This window comes from Mycobacterium stomatepiae, from assembly GCF_010731715.1.
Classification (GTDB): Bacteria; Actinomycetota; Actinomycetes; order Mycobacteriales; family Mycobacteriaceae; genus Mycobacterium; species Mycobacterium stomatepiae.
In genome coordinates this window covers 3531856-3552980 of sequence record NZ_AP022587.1, presented here as the reverse complement: position 1 = coordinate 3552980, position 21125 = coordinate 3531856, and the positions used below count along the sequence as shown (strand labels likewise).

Below are 21125 nucleotides of genomic sequence, written 5' to 3'. Positions count from 1 at the left end.
ATGGTCCAGGTGAGCAACGCGGTGTCCCGGTGGGGGAGCAGCGGGCTGGCCTGCCTGACCGGCCCGCCCGACGGGCCGCCGGACTTCTCTCGCGCCGAGGTGCTGGCCCGCGCCGAGCAGGTCGCGACGGCGGTCGGCGGTCATCTCGGCCTCGAGGTCGACGCGGCCACGCTGCTGGCCGGGCGGGCCGGATTGCTCGGATTGACCCGCGGCGGCCGGATTTCGGCCGGGGGCGGCACCCGGCTGCTCTCGGCGCGCGACGGCTGGTGCGCGCTCACGCTGTCGCGCCCCGACGACATCGCTGCCGTCCCCGCGCTGGTGGAAGTCGACGAGGTGCCCGCCGACCCCTGGCCGGTGCTGCACCAGTGGGCCACCACACGTCTCGTGTCGGTGATCATCGACCGGGCGAACCTGCTCGACCTGCCGGCGGCCGGTCTGGGCGAGGCTGCCCCCGCGGCACCGCGGATACAGCGATGGGGTGTCCCCGGCTTGGCGCGCGGTGCCGCCGGCCTGCTGGTGGCAGACCTGTCGTCGATGTGGGCGGGCCCGCTGTGCGGGCAGCTGCTGGCCCGTGCCGGTGCCACCGTCGTCAAAGTCGAAAGCACACAACGCCCGGACGGCACCCGGGCGGGTAACCGCGAATTCTTCGACTGGATGAACAGCGAAAAGCTGTCCTACTGCCTTGATTTCGACCACCAGGCCGACGAGCTGCGTGAGCTGCTCGCGGTTGCCGACATCGTGATCGAGGGTTCGCGACCCGCCGCGCTGACCCGGCGGCGGCTCGGCACGGACCACATTGCACCGGGAACGGGACGAATCTGGTTGCGTATCAACGGCTATGACCAATACCCCGGCAGGCCCGCGTTCGGAGACGACGCCGCGGTGGCCGGCGGCCTGGTCGGCGCAGGCCCGGTGTTCTGTGGCGACGCGATCGCCGATCCCCTCACGGGTCTGGAAGCGGCCGCGGCCCTTGCCGAGTCGCTGACCCGGGGCGGCGGCGAGTTGATCCACGTGTCGATGGCGGGGATCGCCGCGGGCTACGCAGGCTTGCCCACGACGCCGCCGGTGTCGGAATGCCCGGCCCCACCGCCCGGTGCTCCCCCCTCACAGCGCCGCGCCGCCGAGCTGGGCGTGGACAACGACGCGGTACGCTGCTTGGTCGCCGAAAAGCGGTTGCTCTCGTGTTGATTCAGCGGGCAACACTGCTGGACGGCACGAAGACCGACATCCGGGTCGGCGTGCGGGTCGAGGAACTGGGTCCAGAACTCGAACCCCGACCCGGGGAAACGGTGTTCGACGCGCAGGGCGGGACGGTGCTGCCCGGTCTACACGACCACCATGTGCACCTGCGGTCGGCCGCCTCCGCGATGGACTCGGTCATGCTCGGCCCGCCCCGCATCCGGACCAAAGAACAACTGGCACAGGAACTATCCCGAGCCAGGCCGAACGTCGACGGATGGATTCGGGCGATCGGCTACCACGAATCCGTAGCCGGTGATCTGGATCGGACCGCGCTCGACGCTATGGTGCCCGGCGCCGCGGTGCGGGTCCAGCACCGCAGCGGCGCCCTGTGGATCCTCAATTCGGCGGCGCTGCACCGACTCGGGATGGCCGAGCATCCCGACGGGCGGCTGCGCGCCAGCGACCGTTGGTCCGAGGCGCTGCAGCGTCACCACAACGACCTCACCGAACTCAGTCGGCGCCTGAGCGCGCTCGGCATCACCGGCGTTACCGACGCCACCCCGGATCTCGACGCGGATGACATGGTGTCGCTGCTGGTGGCGCACCGGCACGGCGAGTTCCGGCCGCAGTTGTCTTTCCTGGCCCCGGGTAAGAAGATCCTGCACGACGATCGTCTCGACCTGGATTCGTTGATCGGATGGATCGCCGATCAGCACGCCGACGGGCGGCCCGTTGCCGTGCACTGCGTGACCGCGGCGCAATTGGTGGTGACGATCGCGGCGTTGCGCGCCGCCGGGAGCCACCCACTGGATCGTATCGAGCATGCCGCGGTCGTCGACGACGACAATCTGACCGATCTCGCCGAGCTCGGAGTCACCGTGGTGACCCAGCCCAACTTCGTTGCCGAACGCGGCGATCAGTACCTCGCCGAGATTCCCGCCGCCGAGCACGCCACGCTATGGCGGGTCGCCTCGCTGCGAAAAGCCAAGGTGCGCGTGGCGCTATCGACCGACATGCCGTTCGGCCGGGGCGACCCGTGGGCCGCCATGCGCGCCGCGGTGGACCGCACCACGCCCAGCGGCGCGGTGCTCGGTGTCGACGAATGTGTCTCGGCGCCAGAGGCTTTGACGATGTTTCTGGGTTATGCCGATCGGCCGGGCCGGGCCAGGTCCGTCGACGTCGGCCAGCCGGGGGACCTATGCGTACTGGCCGCGCCGCCGGCGACGGTGCTGGCCGAGTTGGACGCCGGGCTGGTTGCCGCGACGATCATCGGCGGCATCGTCGCCCACCCGGCGGACTAGCGCGCCACGGCCAACGCGGCGCGCAGCGCCTCACATTGACTGTCGAAAAAGCGCCGCGACACTTGCAGTTTCGGTGCGACCAAGTCGAAGCCGTGGAAGGCGCCGGGGACGATCTCGACCTCGCACGGCACTCCGGCGGCCCGAAGGCGCTCGGCGTAAGTGAGGTCTTCGTCATGGAACAGGTCATGTGTCCCCACCCCGATCCAGGCCGGCGCCAGGCCGGCGAGATCGTCGCGGCGGCCCGGGACGGCGACCTGCGGGTCGGCGTCGCCCAGATACGCCGTCCAGCCGAATCGATTGCTGCGGGCGCTCCAGAGCCGGTATTCCGGCTTCTCGGCGGTCAGTGAACTGCGGTCGTCGACCATCGGATACACCAGCATCTGCAGTAGCGGCGCGACCTCGCCGCGGTCCCGGGCCAGGAACGCCAGGGCCGCCGCCAGACCTCCGCCGGCGCTGGCGCCCGCGATCGCCACCCGGGTCGGGTCCACCGCGGGCAATCCGGCCAGCCAGGTCAGCACGTCATAGCAGTCCTCGACCGGGGTCGGATACGGATGCTCGGGCGCCAGCCGGTACTCCACCGACGCGACCGTGATGCCCAGTCTGGTGCAGAAGTCGTGGCACACCCGATCATCTTGTGCGGCAGTGCCTATCACGTATCCGCCACCGTGTATCCAGAGCAGCGCCGCTCCGGGTTCGGTGGCGCCGGCCGGCCGGAACAGCCGCACGCCGGCACCGGAGCCCAGGGTGATCGTCTCGGCGGCCTCGGACTTGCGGAGCGTCCGCAGTGGGAGCAGTGCCCGGATCAGGGACAGGCTGCGGGGAGTGACCAGTTGTCGCGGGGCGATGCGCGCGATCCGGCGCAAATCGGGGTGAACGTCGCTGTTCGGCACGGTTCAGTATTGCCGAGAGCTTGGCATCGGGTGTTGTCGGCCGGCGGTCCGGCAAGGTCGGCTCCGCGACGGTGCTTAGGCTTGCCGATGAATATGGAGACTTTGGTTCCGCAGTTTGTCGACACGGTCCTCGGCAGGATTCGCGTTCAGGTGAGCCTGGGAACCGGGCCCGCCGTGCTGATGTGGCCCAGCCTGTTGATGACGGGCGACCTGTGGGCCGGCCAAGCCGCCCGTTTCGGTGCACACCACCGCGTGGTGCTCATCGACCCGCCCGGCCACGGCGGCAGCGAGCCGCTCAAGGCGATGTTCAGCTTCACCGAATGCGCGCGCTGCGTCGTCGACCTGCTCGACGGGCTCGGCATCGACCAGGCGCACTTCGTCGGCAATTCCTGGGGCGGGATGATCGGGGCCACGTTCGCCGCTCAACATCCTGACCGCATCAAGCGGGCCGTCCTGATGAATTGCACCGCCTCGAAGGCCGGTTTCGGCCAAAAGGTGAAGTACGGCGCCATGTTGCGGATGGCGAGGATCTTGGGCGGTGTCCGGCCGCCGCTGACCCGGGAGGTAGTACGCGGCTTCCTCGGGCCCACCACCCTGCGCACCCGACCCGACGTCGTCGAGGACCTGCGCGGCCGCCTGCACGGTCTCGACATCGGTTCGACCAGCTGGGCGGTGCGCAGCGTGGTACCCGCCCGGCTCGATCAGCACGCTCTGCTCGGGCGCATCGCCGCCCCGGTGCACGTGGTCGCCGGCGCCGAAGATGCCACCTTCCCGGTGGCCGAGACGCGGGCCATGGCCGATTCCATTCCCGGTTCTGGCTTCACCGTTCTCGACGGCGTCGGGCACCTTGCGGCACTGGAAGAGCCCGTTCGGGTGAACCGGTTGCTGGCGGAGTTCTTGTTCGACGGCGCTGGCTGAGCCCGCCGAAACTTCCCGGCGGATTGGTATCCGTCCAAGCCCACTCGGGCTCCGAATAATCAGGATGACGCACCACGCCCGTCGATTTGTCGGGGCTTGATCGGCTTGATTAGCAGATACAGGATGAGGGTATCGATCGGAATGATCCAAACGCTGGCGTAATCCGTGTACACGGTCGTGCGGGTGCTGTCTCAACTTTCTGGTCGGACGCGATGCGAAAGGCGTGAAATGCTGGGGCATCTGTACGACCAGGCACTGGGCGGCGAGCGTTGTTGGATTCGCCATGACGACGGCGAGGTTCGGGCGCTGCCCGCACACCGCTGGCTCGGCACGCGAAACGCCCACGTCGGCGGATCGGCCGACGCCCTCGACGAGGTCTTCGACGAGACCGTCACCCGGATGTGCAGCGGGCCCACGATCGAGCTCGGCTGCGGACCGGGGCGGTTGGTCGCGCGGCTCTTCGAGCGGGGTATCCCCGCGCTGGGCATCGACCGGTCCGCGACCGCGATCCGGCTGGCCGGTCGCGGCGGGGCGCCGGCCCTGCTGAGCGACGTGTTCGAGCCGCTGCCCGGCATGGGCCAGTGGCAGACGGTGCTGCTGGTCGACGGCAATGTCGGCCTCGGCGGGGACCCGGGACGGATCCTGGCGCGCGCCGCCGAGCTGCTGCGCCGCGGTGGTCGCTGCCTGGCCGAGTTCGAGGCCGACGCCATCGGCATCCGGAGGCGCTGGGTGCGGTTGGAGTCGGCCTGTGATGTCGGGCCGTGGTTTCGCTGGGCGTCGGTCGGGGTGGACAGCGCCGCCGCGCTCGCGACGCAGGTCGGGCTGACGTTGACCGGCGTTCGGCTGATCAGCGGCCGGGTGATTGCGAGCCTGGTGGCGCCATGAGCGGCCTGGACGCCCGTTTGACCAGCCGCTTTCGGAGCCCGTTGCGCGGCCCGTGGCTGACGTCGGTGTTCGGGCTGGTGCTGCTGGTGGCTCTGCCGATCATCGCGATCACCGGGCTGCTGTCCTACATCGCCTACGCGCCGCAGCTCGGCCAGGCTATCCCCGCGGACGTCGGCTGGCTGCACCTGCCGTTGTTCGTCTGGCCCACCCGACCGTCCTGGCTGTACCGGCTGACCCAGGGTCTGCACGTAGGCCTTGGGCTGGTGATCATCCCGGTGGTGCTGGCCAAGCTGTGGTCGGTGATCCCGCGGCTGTTCGTCTGGCCGCCCGCGCGGTCGGTCGCCCAGCTGCTGGAGCGCCTGTCGCTGGCGCTGCTTGTCGGCGGGATCCTGTTCGAGATCGTCACCGGAGTGCTGAACATCCAGTACGACTACATCTTCGGGTTCAGCTTCTACGACGCGCACTACTTCGGCGCCTGGGTCTTCATCACCGGGTTCCTGATGCACATCGCGGTCAAGCTGCCGCGCATGGTCACCGGGCTGCGGTCGCTGCCGCTGCGCGACGTCCTGCGCACCAACCGCGCCGACACCCGACCCCAGCCTCCCGATCCCGACGGGTTGGTGGCCACCGATCCGGCCGAACCGACGATCAGCAGGCGCGGCGCGCTCGCGCTGGTCGGCAGCGGCGTGGTGCTGATCGCGGCGCTGACCGTCGGCCAGACCGTCGGCGGAGCCGCCCGCGGCGCCGCGCTGCTGCTGCCACGCGGGCGCGGCCGCGATGATTTCCCGGTCAACAAGACCGCCGTCGCCGCGGGCATCAAACGCGAAAGTGTCGGCGCGAGTTGGGCATTGGTCTTGCGTGGCGGTCATACGGACGTCACGCTGGACCGCGCCACACTGGCCGGTATGCCGCAAACCACCGCGCGCCTACCGATCGCCTGCGTCGAAGGATGGTCGACCGTACAGACCTGGAGCGGTGTGCGGCTGGCCGAGCTGGCCCGTATCGCGGGCGTACCCGCGCCGCGCTCGGCCCGGGTGGTGTCGCTGCAGCAAGGCGGCGCCTTCGGTCAGGCAACGTTGCAGGCCAACCAGATTCGCGATCCCGAGGCGCTGCTGGCGCTGCGGGTCAACGGCGCCGACCTGTCGCTGGACCACGGCTATCCGGCCCGCATCATCGTGCCCGCGCTGCCGGGTGTGCACAACACCAAATGGGTGGCCGCCATCGAATTCGACGGCGGTTGAGATGGCGAAGCTATCAACACGTTTCGCGACGATCTACGGCTCGCATCCACTGCACCTGCTGACGATGCTATCGGGGTTCGCGCTGATGGGCTACATCCTGGCCACCTTCAAGCCGGTGACGCTGTGGAATCCCGGCACCTGGTGGCAGTCGATCGCCGTTTGGTTCGCCGCCGCCGTGATCGTCCACGATCTGCTGTTCTTCCCGCTCTACGCGCTGGCCGACCGGGTGCTGTCTGCCCGCCAGCCGCGGGTCCGCCCAAAGGTGCTTGCCCGCAACTACATTCGTGTTCCGGCAATGGGGGCCGGGCTGACGTTGCTGATCTTCTTACCCGGCATCGTCGAGCAGGGCGGGCCCACCTACCTGGCGGCGACCGGGCAGACCCAGCAGCCCTTCCTGGGCCGGTGGCTGCTGCTCACCGCGGCGATGTTCGGGACGAGCGCCATCTGCTACACGATCAGCCTCGCCGCGGCGCGTCGGCGCGGCTCGCCCAGCGAAGCCGCAATTCCTTACTACGAACGCAAATCCAGCAATTTAGCAAACATCTTTCCGGGCGATTTGGCGTCATCTGCGCCACTTCTACATAAACGTCAGTTTCCTCCATCACGAGGGGGGGTACAGTCCCCTACATGACGGCGAAGCTCCCGAGCATGACACCGTGTTTGAAATGGTTGCTGCGCGCCCGTCCCGCCGACTATACGCTGGCGTTAAGCAACGCCGGGGCTTCGCTGCCAGTGGTGGGTAAGCACCTCGAACCGCTGGGCGGCGTGACCGCGATGGGCGTCTGGGGCGCGCGGCACGCACCAGAGGCCTTTTCTGCCATGAAGCGAGACTTCCTGACACCGGGCATCAACGACGTGCGCCGCCGGGAGCGGGAAAGGACGCACGAGGTCTCCGTCGCGGCGCTGCGTGGAGTTGTCACCGCCGCGGACCTCGATGCCGAATGGCCGGCGCCGGATAAGACGCCGCCGATCTGGGAGGCGTTGCGGCAGCGCCGCTACCTGTACCGCCGGGGCGTGCACTACGGCGACCAGCCGGCACAGGTGCTCGATGTGTGGCGGCGCAAGGATCTACCGGCCCAACCCGCGCCGGTGTTGATCTTCGTCCCGGGCGGCGCCTGGGTGCACGGACGCGCCATGATGCAGGGCACCGCCCTGATGTCGCGCCTGGCCGAGCAGGGCTGGGTGTGCCTGGCGATCGACTACCGCGTCGCGCCATACCACCGCTGGCCGCGTCACATCACCGATGTCAAGACCGCGATCGCGTGGGCGCGCGCCAACGTCGACAAGTTCGGCGGGGATCGCGATTTCGTTGCGGTGGCGGGCTGTTCGGCGGGCGGGCACCTGTCCGCTCTGGCCGGACTGACCCCCGACGACCCGGAGTTCGAGCGCAGGCTGCCGGAGGGCGCCGACAGCTCGGTAGAAGCGGTGGTCGGCATCTACGGCCGCTATGACTGGGAGGACCGCTCCACCCCGGAGCGGGACCGGTTCGTCGAATTCCTGGAGCGCGTGGTGGTCAAGAAGTCCATCGCCCGTCACCCCGAGCTGTATCGCGACGCGTCGCCGATCGCGCGGGTGCACCGGAATGCCCCGCCGTTCTTGGTGATTCACGGCAGCAAGGACAGCGTCATCCCGGTCGAGCAGGCGCGCAGCTTCGTCGAGCGGCTGCGAGCGGTCTCGCATTCGATAGTCGGCTACGTGGAATTGCCGGGGGCTGGACACGGCTTCGACATGATCGACGGCGAGCGCGCCGGCGTGGCGGCGCATGCGACTTCACTGTTCCTCAACCAGATCTACCGCACCAAGGTGCAGATCAGGTCAAAAGAGGTTATCTAGCTCGGTCGCTGAGTAAGGTCGCTGCTTGAGGGGAAGGGGTAGCGATGAAACGGCTCAGCGGCTGGGATTCGGTACTGCTGTACAGCGAGACCCCGAACGTGCATATGCACACGATCAAGGTCGCCGTCGTCGAGATCGACCCGGATCGGCGAGATTTCGACGTGGCCTCATTTCGCCAGGTCATCGGCGCCAGGCTGAACAAGCTGGAGCCCTTCACGTATCAGCTCGTCGACATCCCGTGGAAGTTTCACCATCCGATGTGGCGCGAGCACTGCGAGGTCGACCTCGACTACCACATCCGCCCGATGCGGTTGCCCGAGCCGGGCGGTCGTCGGGAGCTGGACGAAGCGATCGGCCGCATCGCCAGTACGCCGCTGGCCCGCGACCGTCCGCTGTGGGAGATGTACTTCATCGAGGGCCTGGCCAATAACCGGGTCGCGGTCGTCGGCAAGATCCACCACGCGCTCGCCGACGGCGTGGCGTCGGCCAACCTGATGGCCCGCGGTATGGACCTGCTGCCTACGCCGGAAAGCGGCCCGCAGATCACCGACCCGGCGCCCGCCAAACCGCAACTGGTGCGCACGGCGTTCTTCGATCACCTCCGCCAGGCCCGCAAGCTGCCCGGGACGTTCAGCTATACCGCCAGCGGTATCAACCGGGTCCGGCGCAGCTCGCGCAAGCTCTCGCCGGAGCTGACCATGCCCTTCACCCCGCCGCCCACCTTCCTCAATCACCGGATCACCCCGGAACGCCGTTTCGCGACGGCCACCCTGGCGCTCTCCGACGTCAAGGAAACCGGCAAGAAGCAGGGCGTTAAGATCAACGACGTGGTGCTGGCCATCTCTACCGGGGCCTTGCGCACCCTGCTGTTGCGCTACGACGGCACGGCCGAACCGCTGTTGGCCTCCGTCCCGGCGAGTTTCGACTTCTCGCCGGAGCGGATATCGGGTAACTACTTCACCGGGATGATGGTGGCGCTACCGGCCGACCTCGACGATCCGTTGGCCCGCCTGGCGGCCTGCCACGACAACGCCAACTCCGCCAAGGAGGCGTTTCACCTGGTCGGCCCCGAATTGATCAGCCGTTGGTCGAACTATATGCCGCCGCTGGCCACCGAGTCGTTTTTCCGCTGGGCTTCCAACCGCGACGGCCAGAACAAGGTGCTCAACCTGCCGATCTCGAACGTGCCCGGACCTCGCGAACGCGGTCGGGTCGGGGGTGCGCAGGTCACCGAGATTTACTCGGTCGGGCCACTGACCGCGGGCAGCGGGCTCAACGTCACCGTGTGGAGTTACGTCGATCAGCTCAACATCTCGGTGCTGTCCGATGGCGCCACCGTCAAGGACCCCCATGAGGTGACCGAGGCGATGGTTGCCGACTTCATCGAATTACGCAGGGCCGCAGGGCTTTCCGAAGAGCTAACGCCCATCGAGGCTGCGATGGCGCCGGCTTGACCGGTCCGGCTGCGACGACGGCCCCATATCTGGTAACGATACTCTCGCCTGGCGCTAACGCCATTTCCGTGTGCGGCTACCATCAATCGGTAACAGCCACTGGTTTGCAGCGATGTCGCCGCTTTATGAAGGAGATGGGCACCCCACCGTGAGCACTGACGAAGCCAACGAGCCCGAAGTCCTGGTCGAAGAACGCGGGCGGATCCTGATCATCACGATTAACCGGCCCAAGGCCAAGAACGCGGTCAACCTCGCGGTAGCCAAAGGCCTGGCCGCGGCGGTCGACCGGCTCGACGCCGAACCCGGCCTCTCGGTGGGCATCGTCACCGGCGCGGGTGGCTCGTTCTGCGCGGGCATGGACCTCAAGGCATTCGCACGCGGCGAGTTTCCCATCGTCGAGGGCCGGGGCATGGGATTCACCGAACGTCCGCCGGACAAGCCGCTGATCGCGGCGGTCGAGGGCTACGCACTGGCCGGCGGGACCGAGCTGGCGCTGGCCACCGACCTGATCGTGGCGTCGAAGGACTCGGCCTTCGGCATTCCTGAGGTCAAGCGCGGCTTGGTGGCCGGCGGCGGCGGGCTGCTACGCCTGCCCCAGCGCATCCCGTCGGCCATCGCGATGGAACTGGCGTTGACCGCGGAGAACCTGAGCGCCGAGCGCGCGCACGCGCTGGGCATGGTCAACGTGCTGGCGGAGCCCGGGAAGGCGCTGGACGCCGCAATCGACCTGGCCGAAAGGATCGCCGCCAACGGGCCGCTCGCGGTGGCCGCCACCAAGAAAATCATCGTGGAGTCCCGCAGCTGGAACCCGAAAGACTTCTTCGCCGAGCAGGGCAAGCTGCTGGCCCCGGTGTTCGGGTCCAACGACGCCAAGGAGGGCGCGATCGCCTTCGCCGAGAAGCGCGCTCCCCAGTGGACTGGCACCTGAGATTCGATACACTATGTTCGTAGAGTCCGCGTTGGGACACAAAAGGATTGGGGTTCACGGGGATCGAGTATGAGCATTTCGTTGCTTCTCGAGATGGCTGCGTCGAGCAACCCCGATCGCACTGCCGTTGTCTCGGGGGAAAGCCGGCTGACGACCCAAGAACTCAGCGACCTGGCCGACGGCGGAGCGGGCGTCATCGCGGAATCGGGGGCGGCGCACGTGGCTTACGTGGGCGTCGGTGGTGCGATGCTGCCGGTGCTGATCTTCGCCGCGGCACGCGCCGGGCTGCCCTTCACGCCGCTCAACTACCGGCTGTCTGCCGAGGGTATCCAGACGCTGATCGGTCGGCTGCCTGAACCGCTGGTGATCGTCGACAGCCGCTACCGGGACATGCTCGGCGATTCGGCCAATCGGGTGATGGATTCCGACGACTTCCTGACCGCCGCCCGCACCGCCGAGCCCTCTGAATTCGAAGCCGAGTTCGCCGACCCGGAGTCGGTCGCGATCGTGCTGTTCACCTCCGGCACCACCTCGCAGCCCAAGGCCGTCGAACTCACGCACAACAACATGACCAGTTACGTCACCGGTACCGTCGAATTCGATTCGGCCGCAGAGCAAGACGCGGCACTGATCTGTGTGCCGCCGTATCACATCGCCGGGGTGGGTGCCGCACTGTCGAATCTATATGCCGGGCGCAAGATGGTTTACCTGCCCAACTTCGATCCGACCGAATGGGTGCGGCTGATCGGCGCCGAGCACGTGACCACCGCGACGCTGGTACCCACGATGCTGGACCGGGTGGTCACCGTGCTCGAATCCGGAGATCATGATCTGACGTCGCTGCGCAACCTGGCTTACGGCGGCTCGAAAGTTGGTCTGCCCCTGGTGCGTCGGGCGCTCGAGCTGTTGCCCGGCGTCGGCTTCGTCAACGCCTACGGGCTGACCGAGACGAGTTCGACGATCGCGGTGCTGACGCCCGACGATCACCGCGCGGCGCAATCCGCGTCCGAAGACGCCGTGATCAGGCGGCTGGGTTCGGTGGGCCGCCCGGTGCCGGGCATCGAGATCGAGATCCGCGACGACGTGGGCAAGGTGTTGCCCGCCGGTGAGACCGGCGAGCTGTTCGTGCGCGGCGAGCAGGTCTCCGGGCGCTACACCGGGATCGGCTCGGTGCTCGACGAAAACGGTTGGTTCCCCACCAAAGACATCGCGATGCTCGACGAAGAGGGCTACCTGTTCATCGGCGGGCGCAGTGACGACACCATCATCCGCGGCGGCGAGAACATCGCACCCGCCGAGCTGGAGGAGGTGCTCGTGGAGCATCCGCACGTGCGCGACGTCGCCGTCGTCGGCGTCGAAGACCCGCAGTGGGGGCAGGCGATCGTCGCCGTGGTGGTACCGCGGCCCGGCGCCGAACCCGATCCCGAGGAACTGCGGGAGCATGTGCGCCAGAGTTTGCGCGGTTCGCGTACCCCCGACCGCGTAGTGTTTCGCGACGAGCTGCCGACCACACCCACGGGCAAGGTGCTGAGGCGGGAAATCATCAAAGACTTGGCAGACTTAGCAGGGTTGCAGGCCGCGCCGGCCGAGCAGTGAACAGAGGACGAAAGATCATGATCAAGAACGGAACCCGCCTTGCCAGCCAGGTGTGTGACACCCAGGTGATCGTCGTCAGGAGCTCCGACAGCATCGACGACCTGCGCTGCGGTGGCATGCCGATGGTGCCGATCGGCGGCGAGCGCTCGGGCGAACTCGACCCGGCCTTTTCCGACGGCACCGTCATGGGCAAGCGTTATGTCGACGAGGCCGGCGCCGAGGTGCTGGTGACCAAGCCGGGCGCGGGGAGCCTGAGCATCGGGCAGACCGCGCTTGCGCTCAAAGAGGTCAAGCCGCTTCCGGCCAGCGACTGACGGCTACTCGTTCTTGCCGGGCATCCCGTTACGAGTAACGAATTCCCTTGCCTTGATCAGGAATTCGAGCTGCTCGCCAACCTGACTGAGCGGGCGGACCGAGCGAGTCGAGCGAGCTAGCACGATCGCGCCCTCGAGCGCTGAAATCGACATCACCGCCAGTGAGGCGGCATCGTCGTCGTCGAAACCGTCCTTCGCGAACGCACGGGTCAACGCCGTGCACCACCGGCCCAGGATCATGCCGGCCTCGCCGGTCAGGTCCTGATCGCTTTCGTCCGAGCTGATCGCGGCCGCGACCACCGGGCAGCCGGCGAGGAAGTCGCCGTCGGTCAGCAGACGCTCCCAGAGTTCGATGAACTCGCGCAGCAGGGTGCGGGCGCCGTGGTTGGCGGCCGCGTCGATGGTGGCGGTGATGGAATTCCCCGAATAGCGCAGCGCCTCGCTCAGGATCTGATTGCGACCTTCGGGGAAGTGGTAGTAGACCGAGCCGCGCGGGGCGCCGCTACGCGCCAGCACGGCGTCGATGGTGACGCCGGCGGCTCCGCGCTCACGCATCACTTCGGCGGCGCTGACGAGCATCTTGGTGCGGGTGCCGCCGCGCTTCGTCGGCATGGGTTCCGGGTCGACGTCGCTCGTGGTCGGCACTTTCGCACCTCCTAGGGCGGACGTCATGCAGCGTGCGAATGCCGCGATACCGGCCAGTGCATATTACGCGGGCTGAACCGGAAAGACGGGCGTTTCAGGTCGGGCACCTCGCGGGTGTAGTGATAGCCGGCGACGTTGAGTTCGATGATCCACATGATTTTTCTCCCGGCCTAGTGGTGCTTTCATGCGCCGGGGCCGGCGGCTCATGATTATGCTGAGAAGCATATAAGACATTGGTCTACTAAGCAAGTTGTTAGCGGATCTAAACTCGCAGACCAGGGGATAGTGTGATCTAGGTCATTGATCTTGTCTAACAACGAGCTGAGCAAACCTCAGGGATTATGCTTCATTGCATAATTCTGGGTTTTGAGTTTCACTGTGGCATGGCACACACGTCCAACAGCACTGAGGCTCAGATCCTTCCCGCCCTCGACACCGTGACCCTGGAACGTGATGGGCACGTTTTGCTGATCGGCCTGAATCGACCCCACAAACGCAATTCATTCGACCGCGCGATGCTCGCGGATCTGTCCCGGGCCTACGCGGCGCTGGAGTCCGATGCCTCGCTGCGGGCCGGGGTGCTGTTCGCGCACGGCGACCACTTGACGGCAGGGCTGGATCTCGCCGACGTCGGCCCAGGAATCGCGGCCGGGGATGATCCCTTCCCCGACGACGGCCGGGACCCGTGGCGGCTGGACGGAACGTGGACCACACCGCTGGTCGCCGTCGCGCACGGCTGGTGCATGACGCTGGGCATCGAGCTGTTGTTGGCCGCCGATATCCGTATCGCCGCCGCCGGCACCCGATTCACCCAGCTGGAGGTACGGCGCGGGATCTACCCCTTCGGCGGCGCGACGGTCCGGCTGCCCCGCGAGGCCGGCTGGGGCAACGCCATGCGGTGGCTGCTAACCGGCGACGAATTCGACGCCGCCGAGGCGCACCGCATCGGGCTGGTTCAGGAGGTGGCCGGCGATGCGGCCGCCGCGCTGGCCCGGGCCCGGGATATCGCGCACACCATCGCGGACCGCGCCGCTCCGCTGGGCGTGCAGGCCACGCTGGCTTCGGCGCACCTGGCACGCACTCGGGGTGAGGCCGCCGCGACCGTGCGGTTACGCCCGGTCGTCACCGAACTCTTCACCAGCGAGGACGCCGCCGAGGGCGTGCAGTCGTTCATCGAGCGACGCGACGCCCACTTCCAGGGTCGCTAGCCCCTCGAATGCCCGGACAGCCGGGCGCTCGAGCCCGAGTGTGCGGCTAGCCGGGCACTCGGCGCGAAAGGGTTAGCCCTCGGTGGTGTAGCCCATCGGCATCAGCACGCTCTTCTGCTGCGTGAAGTGCTCGACACCCTCGGGCCCGTTCTCGCGACCGATGCCGGAGTTCTTGTAGCCGCCGAACGGGCAGCACGGGTCGAACGCGTACCAGTTGATCGCGTAGGTCCCGGTGCGGATCTTCTCCGAGATCTCGATGCCCTTGGGGATGTCGGTGGTCCACACGCTGCCGGCCAGGCCGTAGGCGGAGTCGTTGGCGATCCTGATCGCGTCCTCTTCGGTGTCGAACGGGATGATGGCCAGCACCGGCCCGAAGATCTCCTCCTGGGCGATCGTCATCTTGTTGTCGACGTCGGCGAACACCGTCGGCTGGACGAAGAAGCCGTTGTCCAGGCCCTCGGGACGGCCACCGCCGCACACCAGCCGGGCGCCCTCTTCGATGCCCTTGGCGATGTAACCCTCGACACGGGCGCGCTGCTTCTCCGAGATCAGCGAACCGATCTGGGCGGCGGGGTCCGACGGCGGTCCGACCGGCAGTGCCTGCACGAATTGGCTTACCGCTTCCACGATCTCCTCGTAGCGCGAGCGGGGCGCCAGGATGCGGGTCTGGCCGACGCAGGCCTGCCCGGCGTTCATGATCCCGGAGAACACCAGCATCGGGATTGCGGACGCCAGGTCGACGTCCTCGAGCACGATCGCCGCCGACTTACCGCCGAGCTCCAGCGTGCACGGCTTGAGCATCTCGGCCGCGCGCCGGCCGATCTCCTTGCCGACGCCCGAGCTGCCGGTGAAGGTGAACAGGTCGACGTCCGGGTTCGACGTCAGCGCCTGGCCGGTTTCGATACCGCCGGGCACCACCGACAGCACGCCCTCGGGCAGGCCGGCCTCGGCGAAGATCTCCGCCAAAGCGTTTGTGGTCAAAGGGGTTTCGGCGGCGGGCTTGAGCACCACGGTGCAACCGGCCAGCAGCGCTGAGCCCAGCTTGTTGACCGCCAGAAACAGTGGCACGTTCCAGGCGACGATCGCGCCGACCACGCCGATCGGCTCGCGGTACACGATGGTCTGCCCGTAGGCGCCATTGCGGATCTCGCGCCACTTGACTTGGTCGACGGCCGGGCCGGCGAAGAAGTTCATCGCACCCATCGAGGCCATCCAGTGCATGGTCTCGATGGTGGTCGGCGGCTGGCCGGTCTCGCCGGCGAGCAGCGCGCTCAGCAGCTCCTTGCGCTCCTCCATCAGCTTGACGACGTTGGCGATGACGGCCGCACGTTCCTTCGGCGGAGTCGAGGGCCAGGGGCCGTTGTCGAACGCGTCGCGGGCCGCGGCCACCGCCGCGTCGACGTCCGCCGCCGCCGCTAGCGGCGCCTTGCCGAAGTACTCGCCGGTCGCCGGACAGTGCACCTCGATCACCTCAGAGGTCGACGGCTCCGTCCACTTGCCGCCGATGAAAAGCTTGTCGTATTCGGTCTTGATGTCGGTCATATTCCGCCGCTCCTCCTCATCGCTCCGCTCTGCATCGTCGCCGGCGGGCATGGCGCCACCCTACATAAGCGAGCGCAAAACGAGAACATGTTTCATTCTTGGGGTGACAGCACCAGGACGAGATTGCTCACCAGGAACTCGCGCAGCACCGGCACCGACGTCAACCACCAGGCCCATCGCGGGTGGTAGCGCGGGAATGCGGCCAGCAGCGCCCCGGTGTTCTCGGCCCAGCTCAGCCCGTCTGCCGCGGACACCGCGAACAACGACGACCCGTAGTCGTTTTTCGCGCGATGGCCGTGTTTGCGCGCATATCGTCTAGCGGCGCGCCGGCCGCCCAGGTAGTGGGTCAGGCCCATCTCGTGCCCGCCGAAGGGACCCAGCCACACGGTGTAGGACAGCACGGCCAGCCCGCCCGGTTTGGTCACCCTCAGCATCTCGGCGCCGAGCTGCCACGGCCGCGGCACATGTTCGGCGACGTTGGACGACAGGCAGATGTCCACCGAGTCGTCGGCGAACGGCAGCGCCATGCCCGAGGCGCGGACGAAGGTGTCGGTTGCCCCTGTTCGCGAAGGTCCGGCGGCGTGCATTTCGCTCGGATCGGGTTCGACGCCTAGGTAGTGCACACCTGCATTGGTGAATCCTTCGGCGAAATACCCGGGCCCGCCGCCGACGTCGAGCAGTGTGCGACCGGCCGGCGGTTCGCCGCGTGCGGCCAGCCAGAGGTCGCCGACCATCGCCGCGGTATCGGCGGCCAGCGCGCCGTAGAACCGGGCCGGGTCGGGCTGTTCGTAGCGGAATTCCGACAGCAGCCGCACCGAGCGCGCCAGCGTGGCCCGTCGCGCCAAGAGGTCGGTCACCGCCACCGGAAAGACCCTACGTCGGGTAGCGGCTAGGCTGACCAGGATGTCTGGTCTGCGCTCGGTGCTGCTGTTGTGCTGGCGCGACACCGGCCACCCGCAGGGCGGCGGCAGCGAAGCGTATTTGCAGCGTATCGGTGCGCAGCTGGCCGCCTCCGGAGTCGCGGTCACGCTGCGCACCGCCCGCTACCCGGGAGCGCCCCGCCGCGAGGTGGTCGACGGCGTGCGGATCAGCCGCTCGGGTGGGCGCTACTCCGTCTACGTGTTCGCGTTGCTGGCGATGGCCCTGGCGCGCATCGGGCTCGGACCGCTGCGGGCAGTGCGGCCCGACGTGGTCGTCGACTCGCAGAACGGATTGCCGTTCTGCGCCCGGCTGCTCTACGGCCGCCGCGTGGTGGTGCTGGTACACCACTGCCATCGCGAGCAGTGGCCGGTGGCCGGGCCGCTGTTCGGCCGGCTGGGCTGGTTTGTCGAGTCGTGGCTGTCGCCGCGGCTGCACCGGCGCAATCAGTACCTGACGGTGTCGCTGCCGTCGGCGCGTGACCTGGTCGCCCTGGGCGCGGCCAACGAACGGATCGCGGTGGTGCGCAACGGTCTCGACGAGGCGCCGCCGCGGTCGTTGGACGGCCCGCGCTCGCCCGTGCCGCGGGTGGTGGTGCTCTCGCGGCTGGTGCCGCACAAGCAGATCGAGGACGCCCTGGAGACGGTTGCCGAGCTGCGACGGCGTGTTCCAGGGCTGCCGGAACTGCATCTCGATATCGTCGGCGACGGCTGGTGGCGCCAGCGCCTTGTCGACCATGTTCGCAGCCTGGGCATCAGCGACGCGGTGACTTTCCATGGGCACGTTGACGACATGACCAAACACCATGTGCTGCAAGGGGCTTGGGTGCATGTGCTGCCCTCGCGCAAGGAGGGCTGGGGCCTGGCGGTCGTCGAGGCCGCACAGCACCGGGTGCCGACCATCGGCTACCGCTCCTCGGGCGGCTTGTGCGACTCGGTCGTCGACGGCGTGACCGGAGTGTTGGTGGACAACCGCGCCGAGCTGGTGGATCGCCTCGAAGAGCTGCTCTGCGATCCGGTGCTGCGCGATCAGCTCGGGGCTAAGGCGCAGGCGCGCAGCGGAGAGTTCTCCTGGACGCAGAGCGCCGACGCGATGCGTGCCGTGCTGGAAGGCGTGCAAGCCGGCGAGTTCGTCAGCGGCCTGGTTTAACCGCTTCGCGGCCGCGCCTGCGCCGCCAAGTGGCGACCACCGCGCCGCCGCCACCGACGAGCAGCAGCCCCAGCCACGCCAGGTGCGCGATCAGGGTTGCCTGGCGCCGGGCCGCCGGCACCCCGGCGGTGTTGCCGCCGATTCGGTACAGGGTCAATTCGTCGTCGCGGTACACCGGCGTGAGCCCGGCGAGGGTGCGCGCGGCCGAGCCCATGTCACCCGCGCTGTCCGATTCGACGACCAGCCACCCCACACCCGCCGGCGCCAGCGCCGCCGGCGCAGGCCCGGACAGCAGCAACTCCTGGACCGCCCGGGCGCGGTTGCCCTCGCCGGGCACCACCCGCGCGGAGATCGCCAAGTCGCCGGTGCTCAGCACGTCGGCGCGCAGCCAGCGGGGCAGCGGGTCCAGCACCGGCGCCGCACCCGACCAGGTAAAGCGCCGCATCGAGCCCGCGGGCAGCACCGCGACCGGCGCGGGCGCACGGTTGATCGCCGCCGTCACGGCCACCCACCCCGGCGGGTAGTGCACCGGTTCGACCTTCGCTCCGACACCCCACGCCAGGTCGGGCAACACCGCGATCAGCGCGAGACAGCCGACCAGCGCCGTGCCGACGTCGGCCGGGGGAGGCAGCCACCGTCGTAGCGTCACCACCGCACCGGCACTCGCGAGCGCGTAGCCCGGCACCGCCAGCGCGACCCACTTCTGCCCGTCGCGCAGTACCCCGAGGCCGGGCGCGGCGTCGACCACGGCCGCCAGCAGATGCAGGCCTGGGCCGGTGGCCAGCGCGCCAGGTATCACCACCGATCCCACCGCGAGCACCAACAGCGGTACCACCGCCGGCCGGGGGAGCACCGTCGGCAGCCCGGCCGCCACCAAGCCCAGCAATACCAGCGCCGAAAGCACCGCGAAAAGCGTTGCGCGCGAGCTGGGTACGGCCTCGCCGTTCCAGATACCGCCGAGGCTGGCCAGGCTGGCCAGCGTCCCCAGGCCGGGCTCGGCGCGCGGCGCGAACGCGAGAACCCCGATCGTGGAGGCGGCCTTGGGCACCGACAACGACGACCCCGTCGCCGCGGCCACCAGCCACGGCAGCCCCGCGACCAGCGCGGCACCCGACGCCGCGGCGGCGCACAGCCAGCGGCCCCGCCCGGTCCCGGGTGCGGCGACACAGACCAGCGCGACGGTAGCGGCCAGCATCAGTCCGGTCGGTGTCAGGCCGGCCAGCGCGATCCAGAACGCCAGCGCGAAAAAGCCGGCATCGCCGGCGCGCAGCCTCAGCACCGTCGTCGCCACCCAGGGCAGGCAGCCGTAGCCGACCAGCAGACTCCAGTGCCCCTGCAGAAGGCGTTCGGCGACGTAGGGATTCCAGATCGTCAGCGTGACCGCGACAAACTGGCCGGCCATTCCGGCGCAGGGCAGCGCGGCCGCGACGAGTCGTGCGGCTCCCCAGCCCGCCAACCACAGGCCCAGGACCAGCAGCGTCTTCACCACGACGCCGCCGTCGATCAGGTGCGAGGCCAGCGCCACCGCGAAGTCCTGCGGCGTCGCCCGCGGCGGCGCCGTCAGCCCCAGCGCGGTATCCGACAGGTACGAGCGCGGCGTGGACACCGCGTCGCGCAGCAACAGATACCCCGGCCGCAGCAACGGCGCCAGCACCAGGAGCGCCAGGGTCAGCGCATATCCGGGAAGAGCCCATTGCACCGCCCGGCGCCATGGTGCGGTCACCGTCGGCGCAACCGCGGGCTAGTCCCGGTCGGGCGGGCCGGAAGGATTGGGTTCCGACGGCCCGGGTTCGGACGCCTCGCTGTGGGGCGGATCGGAGCCGGGCGGCGGATCGGGGTCGTCATGTGATTCGGAGGGCTGCGCCGGCAGCTTCTCGGTCTCGGCTTCGGCGCCGGGCACCCGTTCCTCGAGCCCACTGCGACCGAAGAACTCCTCGTCGCCGCGGTCCAGGCCGGGATCGGTCAGCGCGCTCTCGGTCCGCAGGCTGAATGACGCGAACAATCCGCCGCCGACCAACGCGATCAGGCCGACCGCGGTGAACGTGATCGGCAGGACCCGCGACCACAGGGCGAGCCGGTCGCGCTCGTCGCGGGCCGCGTTCACCTGGGACTCCACCGTGTCTTCGTTGGAGGTGACCTTGTAGTCGGCCAGCGTTGCCTCTGGCTTCAGTGGATCGCGGGCGAAGAAGTGGTTGGCGTGCTCGGCCTGCTTGACGATCGTGCCCGAGACCGGGTCCACCCAGAAGGTCCGCTGCGCCGCGTAGTAGCGGGTCATCGTGACCTGCTCTGCCGGGTCGACGTCCTTCAGGCCCCACATCGCGGCGGAGGCCGTCACCTTGCCGTCTTCGTCGCCGGCGTACAGCGACGGGTACTTCACCGGCGCCGCCAGCTTGCCGTCGGCGCTGTACCCGATGTTCTGGGTGAACTTGTAGGTAGTCAGGCCGTTGACGTCCTCTTGACTGTTGTAGTTGACGTCGTAGCTCTTCTGCGCGATCGGGTCGAAATACGGGTAGGTCTTCTTCTCGGTGTGGAACGGGAATCGGTAGGACAGGCCGTCGTGGCGCACCGGCATCGAGGTGGGCGGGTTCTCGTCGTTCATGGTGCGCGGTTTCTGGACCGCGCCGCCGGTGTGGGTGTCGTCCGAGACGGCCATCGCCGTCTTGCGGTTGAGCGTGACGGTGTCCACGATCGCCAGCAGCAGCCCGGTGTCCTTCTGCTTGTCGGTGCGCCGCAGCGTGCTGCCGACCTGCAGCGTGACCACGTCGGCGTTGGCCGGCGACTCGACACTGATCTGCTGTTGGGAAACCAGCGGCACGTTCTGGTTGATGATGAAGTGATCGCCGGACAGCGACGCGGTGTCGAGTGCGGTGCCGGTGCCGTCGCCGACCAGCGTGGTGTCGATGTTCAGGGGGATCTTGGTGATCCTGCTGGTGGTGTAGGTCGCCAGCAGCAACGCGGCAATCAGCAGGGCAGCCCCGAGTCCGATGATTCCGCACGCGGCGAACCGCAACATAACCGCTCGGTTCACGTTGCTGTGCCCTCCCTTAATGCTCGAGGCAAATCCGTTCGACCCTAACAGCAGTACCCGATTCGGCAGGTAACAGCGCGGAGGCAGACTGTG

The 21125-nt window shown here is 68.4% G+C and carries 20 protein-coding genes; 13 read left to right on the top strand and 7 right to left on the bottom strand.

What is annotated here, in order from left to right; genetic code table 11:
- Together G6N54_RS16710 and G6N54_RS16705 are read left to right on the top strand one after the other, a co-directional pair.
- Positions 1–1188 (top strand): CoA transferase, encoded by a 1188-nt coding sequence (locus tag G6N54_RS16710; protein ID WP_163791082.1) that lies wholly within the window; start codon positions 1–3, stop codon positions 1186–1188.
- Complete coding sequence (locus G6N54_RS16705) at positions 1182–2483, top strand: amidohydrolase family protein (RefSeq protein WP_163791081.1); 1302 nt, start codon at positions 1182–1184, stop codon at positions 2481–2483. The genes G6N54_RS16710 and G6N54_RS16705 overlap by 7 nt, the downstream gene beginning before the upstream one ends.
- On the opposite strand, the gene G6N54_RS16700 is transcribed toward G6N54_RS16705, so the two are convergent.
- Entirely contained in the window at positions 2480–3373 is an 894-nt protein-coding gene (locus G6N54_RS16700; RefSeq protein ID WP_163791080.1) for an alpha/beta hydrolase, read from the bottom strand. The two genes, G6N54_RS16705 and G6N54_RS16700, sit on opposite strands and share 4 nt — an antisense overlap.
- Before the next feature lie 87 nt (positions 3374–3460).
- Between G6N54_RS16700 and G6N54_RS16695 the strand changes: the two genes are divergently transcribed.
- The 9 genes from G6N54_RS16695 (at position 3461) to G6N54_RS16655 (ending at position 12542) form a co-directional block, all read left to right on the top strand.
- On the top strand, positions 3461–4291 hold the full coding sequence (locus G6N54_RS16695; RefSeq protein WP_232072854.1) for an alpha/beta fold hydrolase: 831 nt from the start codon (positions 3461–3463) through the stop codon (positions 4289–4291).
- Between the two features lie 228 nt (positions 4292–4519).
- Positions 4520–5176: a class I SAM-dependent methyltransferase gene (locus tag G6N54_RS16690; RefSeq protein WP_163791079.1), complete on the top strand. Its 657-nt coding sequence runs from the start codon at positions 4520–4522 to the stop codon at positions 5174–5176.
- Positions 5173–6417: a molybdopterin-dependent oxidoreductase gene (locus tag G6N54_RS16685; RefSeq protein WP_163791078.1), complete on the top strand. Its 1245-nt coding sequence runs from the start codon at positions 5173–5175 to the stop codon at positions 6415–6417. The genes G6N54_RS16690 and G6N54_RS16685 overlap by 4 nt, the downstream gene beginning before the upstream one ends.
- Position 6418: 1 nt before the next feature.
- A complete protein-coding gene (locus G6N54_RS16680) occupies positions 6419–7048 on the top strand; it encodes a hypothetical protein (RefSeq protein WP_232072853.1) in 630 nt (209 codons plus the stop codon).
- Positions 7045–8250 carry an alpha/beta hydrolase gene (locus tag G6N54_RS16675; RefSeq protein ID WP_163791077.1) on the top strand — a complete coding sequence of 402 codons (1206 nt, stop codon included), beginning with the start codon at positions 7045–7047 and terminating at the stop codon, positions 8248–8250. Before G6N54_RS16680 ends, G6N54_RS16675 begins: the two co-directional genes overlap by 4 nt.
- A 44-nt stretch (positions 8251–8294) precedes the next feature.
- The gene (locus tag G6N54_RS16670) at positions 8295–9704 is read left to right on the top strand and encodes a WS/DGAT/MGAT family O-acyltransferase (RefSeq protein ID WP_163791076.1); all 1410 of its coding nucleotides are present in this window, start codon (positions 8295–8297) and stop codon (positions 9702–9704) included.
- A gap of 148 nt (positions 9705–9852) precedes the next feature.
- On the top strand, positions 9853–10632 hold the full coding sequence (locus tag G6N54_RS16665; protein WP_232072852.1) for a crotonase/enoyl-CoA hydratase family protein: 780 nt from the start codon (positions 9853–9855) through the stop codon (positions 10630–10632).
- A 69-nt stretch (positions 10633–10701) separates the two neighbouring features.
- Positions 10702–12228, top strand: a complete 1527-nt coding sequence (locus G6N54_RS16660) for a class I adenylate-forming enzyme family protein (RefSeq protein ID WP_163791074.1) — start codon at positions 10702–10704, stop codon at positions 12226–12228.
- A gap of 17 nt (positions 12229–12245) precedes the next feature.
- Positions 12246–12542, top strand: coding sequence for a hypothetical protein (locus G6N54_RS16655; protein ID WP_163791073.1), 297 nt, complete (start codon positions 12246–12248; stop codon positions 12540–12542).
- Between the two features lie 3 nt (positions 12543–12545).
- On the opposite strand, the gene G6N54_RS16650 is transcribed toward G6N54_RS16655, so the two are convergent.
- Together G6N54_RS16650 and G6N54_RS31130 are read right to left on the bottom strand one after the other, a co-directional pair.
- Positions 12546–13154, bottom strand: a complete 609-nt coding sequence (locus tag G6N54_RS16650; RefSeq protein WP_232073793.1) for a TetR/AcrR family transcriptional regulator — start codon at positions 13152–13154, stop codon at positions 12546–12548.
- Positions 13155–13210: 56 nt separating this feature from the next.
- Positions 13211–13342: a hypothetical protein gene (locus G6N54_RS31130; protein ID WP_264078200.1), complete on the bottom strand. Its 132-nt coding sequence runs from the start codon at positions 13340–13342 to the stop codon at positions 13211–13213.
- 228 nt (positions 13343–13570) lie between these two features.
- On the opposite strand from G6N54_RS31130, the gene G6N54_RS16645 reads away from it, so the two are divergent.
- Positions 13571–14395 (top strand): crotonase/enoyl-CoA hydratase family protein, encoded by an 825-nt coding sequence (locus tag G6N54_RS16645; RefSeq protein WP_163791072.1) that lies wholly within the window; start codon positions 13571–13573, stop codon positions 14393–14395.
- A 72-nt stretch (positions 14396–14467) separates the two neighbouring features.
- Here G6N54_RS16645 and G6N54_RS16640 read toward each other — a convergent pair whose 3' ends face one another.
- On the bottom strand, positions 14468–15937 hold the full coding sequence (locus G6N54_RS16640; RefSeq protein ID WP_163791071.1) for an aldehyde dehydrogenase: 1470 nt from the start codon (positions 15935–15937) through the stop codon (positions 14468–14470).
- A 92-nt stretch (positions 15938–16029) separates the two neighbouring features.
- On the bottom strand, positions 16030–16800 hold the full coding sequence (locus G6N54_RS16635) for a class I SAM-dependent methyltransferase (RefSeq protein ID WP_163791070.1): 771 nt from the start codon (positions 16798–16800) through the stop codon (positions 16030–16032).
- A gap of 40 nt (positions 16801–16840) precedes the next feature.
- On the opposite strand from G6N54_RS16635, the gene G6N54_RS16630 reads away from it, so the two are divergent.
- On the top strand, positions 16841–18004 hold the full coding sequence (locus G6N54_RS16630) for a glycosyltransferase family 4 protein (protein ID WP_163791069.1): 1164 nt from the start codon (positions 16841–16843) through the stop codon (positions 18002–18004).
- Here the strand turns inward: G6N54_RS16630 and G6N54_RS16625 are convergent.
- On the bottom strand, positions 17988–19703 hold the full coding sequence (locus tag G6N54_RS16625; protein WP_163794782.1) for a hypothetical protein: 1716 nt from the start codon (positions 19701–19703) through the stop codon (positions 17988–17990). The genes G6N54_RS16630 and G6N54_RS16625 overlap by 17 nt on opposite strands.
- A 42-nt stretch (positions 19704–19745) precedes the next feature.
- Positions 19746–21032 carry a DUF3068 domain-containing protein gene (locus tag G6N54_RS16620; protein ID WP_163791068.1) on the bottom strand — a complete coding sequence of 429 codons (1287 nt, stop codon included), beginning with the start codon at positions 21030–21032 and terminating at the stop codon, positions 19746–19748.
- Positions 21033–21125 lie beyond the last annotated feature (93 nt).

Coding starts and splice junctions, on each gene's coding strand:
- G6N54_RS31130 (WP_264078200.1), bottom strand. CDS start 13,342: ATGTGGATCATCGAACTCAACGTCGCCGGCTATCACTACACCCGCGAG.
- G6N54_RS16645 (WP_163791072.1), top strand. CDS start 13,571: ATGGCACACACGTCCAACAGCACTGAGGCTCAGATCCTTCCCGCCCTC.
- G6N54_RS16670 (WP_163791076.1), top strand. CDS start 8,295: ATGAAACGGCTCAGCGGCTGGGATTCGGTACTGCTGTACAGCGAGACC.
- G6N54_RS16655 (WP_163791073.1), top strand. CDS start 12,246: ATGATCAAGAACGGAACCCGCCTTGCCAGCCAGGTGTGTGACACCCAG.
- G6N54_RS16660 (WP_163791074.1), top strand. CDS start 10,702: ATGAGCATTTCGTTGCTTCTCGAGATGGCTGCGTCGAGCAACCCCGAT.
- G6N54_RS16680 (WP_232072853.1), top strand. CDS start 6,419: ATGGCGAAGCTATCAACACGTTTCGCGACGATCTACGGCTCGCATCCA.
- G6N54_RS16695 (WP_232072854.1), top strand. CDS start 3,461: ATGAATATGGAGACTTTGGTTCCGCAGTTTGTCGACACGGTCCTCGGC.
- G6N54_RS16685 (WP_163791078.1), top strand. CDS start 5,173: ATGAGCGGCCTGGACGCCCGTTTGACCAGCCGCTTTCGGAGCCCGTTG.
- G6N54_RS16710 (WP_163791082.1), top strand. CDS start 1: ATGGTCCAGGTGAGCAACGCGGTGTCCCGGTGGGGGAGCAGCGGGCTG.
- G6N54_RS16640 (WP_163791071.1), bottom strand. CDS start 15,937: ATGACCGACATCAAGACCGAATACGACAAGCTTTTCATCGGCGGCAAG.
- G6N54_RS16630 (WP_163791069.1), top strand. CDS start 16,841: ATGTCTGGTCTGCGCTCGGTGCTGCTGTTGTGCTGGCGCGACACCGGC.
- G6N54_RS16690 (WP_163791079.1), top strand. CDS start 4,520: ATGCTGGGGCATCTGTACGACCAGGCACTGGGCGGCGAGCGTTGTTGG.
- G6N54_RS16650 (WP_232073793.1), bottom strand. CDS start 13,154: ATGCCGACGAAGCGCGGCGGCACCCGCACCAAGATGCTCGTCAGCGCC.
- G6N54_RS16675 (WP_163791077.1), top strand. CDS start 7,045: ATGACGGCGAAGCTCCCGAGCATGACACCGTGTTTGAAATGGTTGCTG.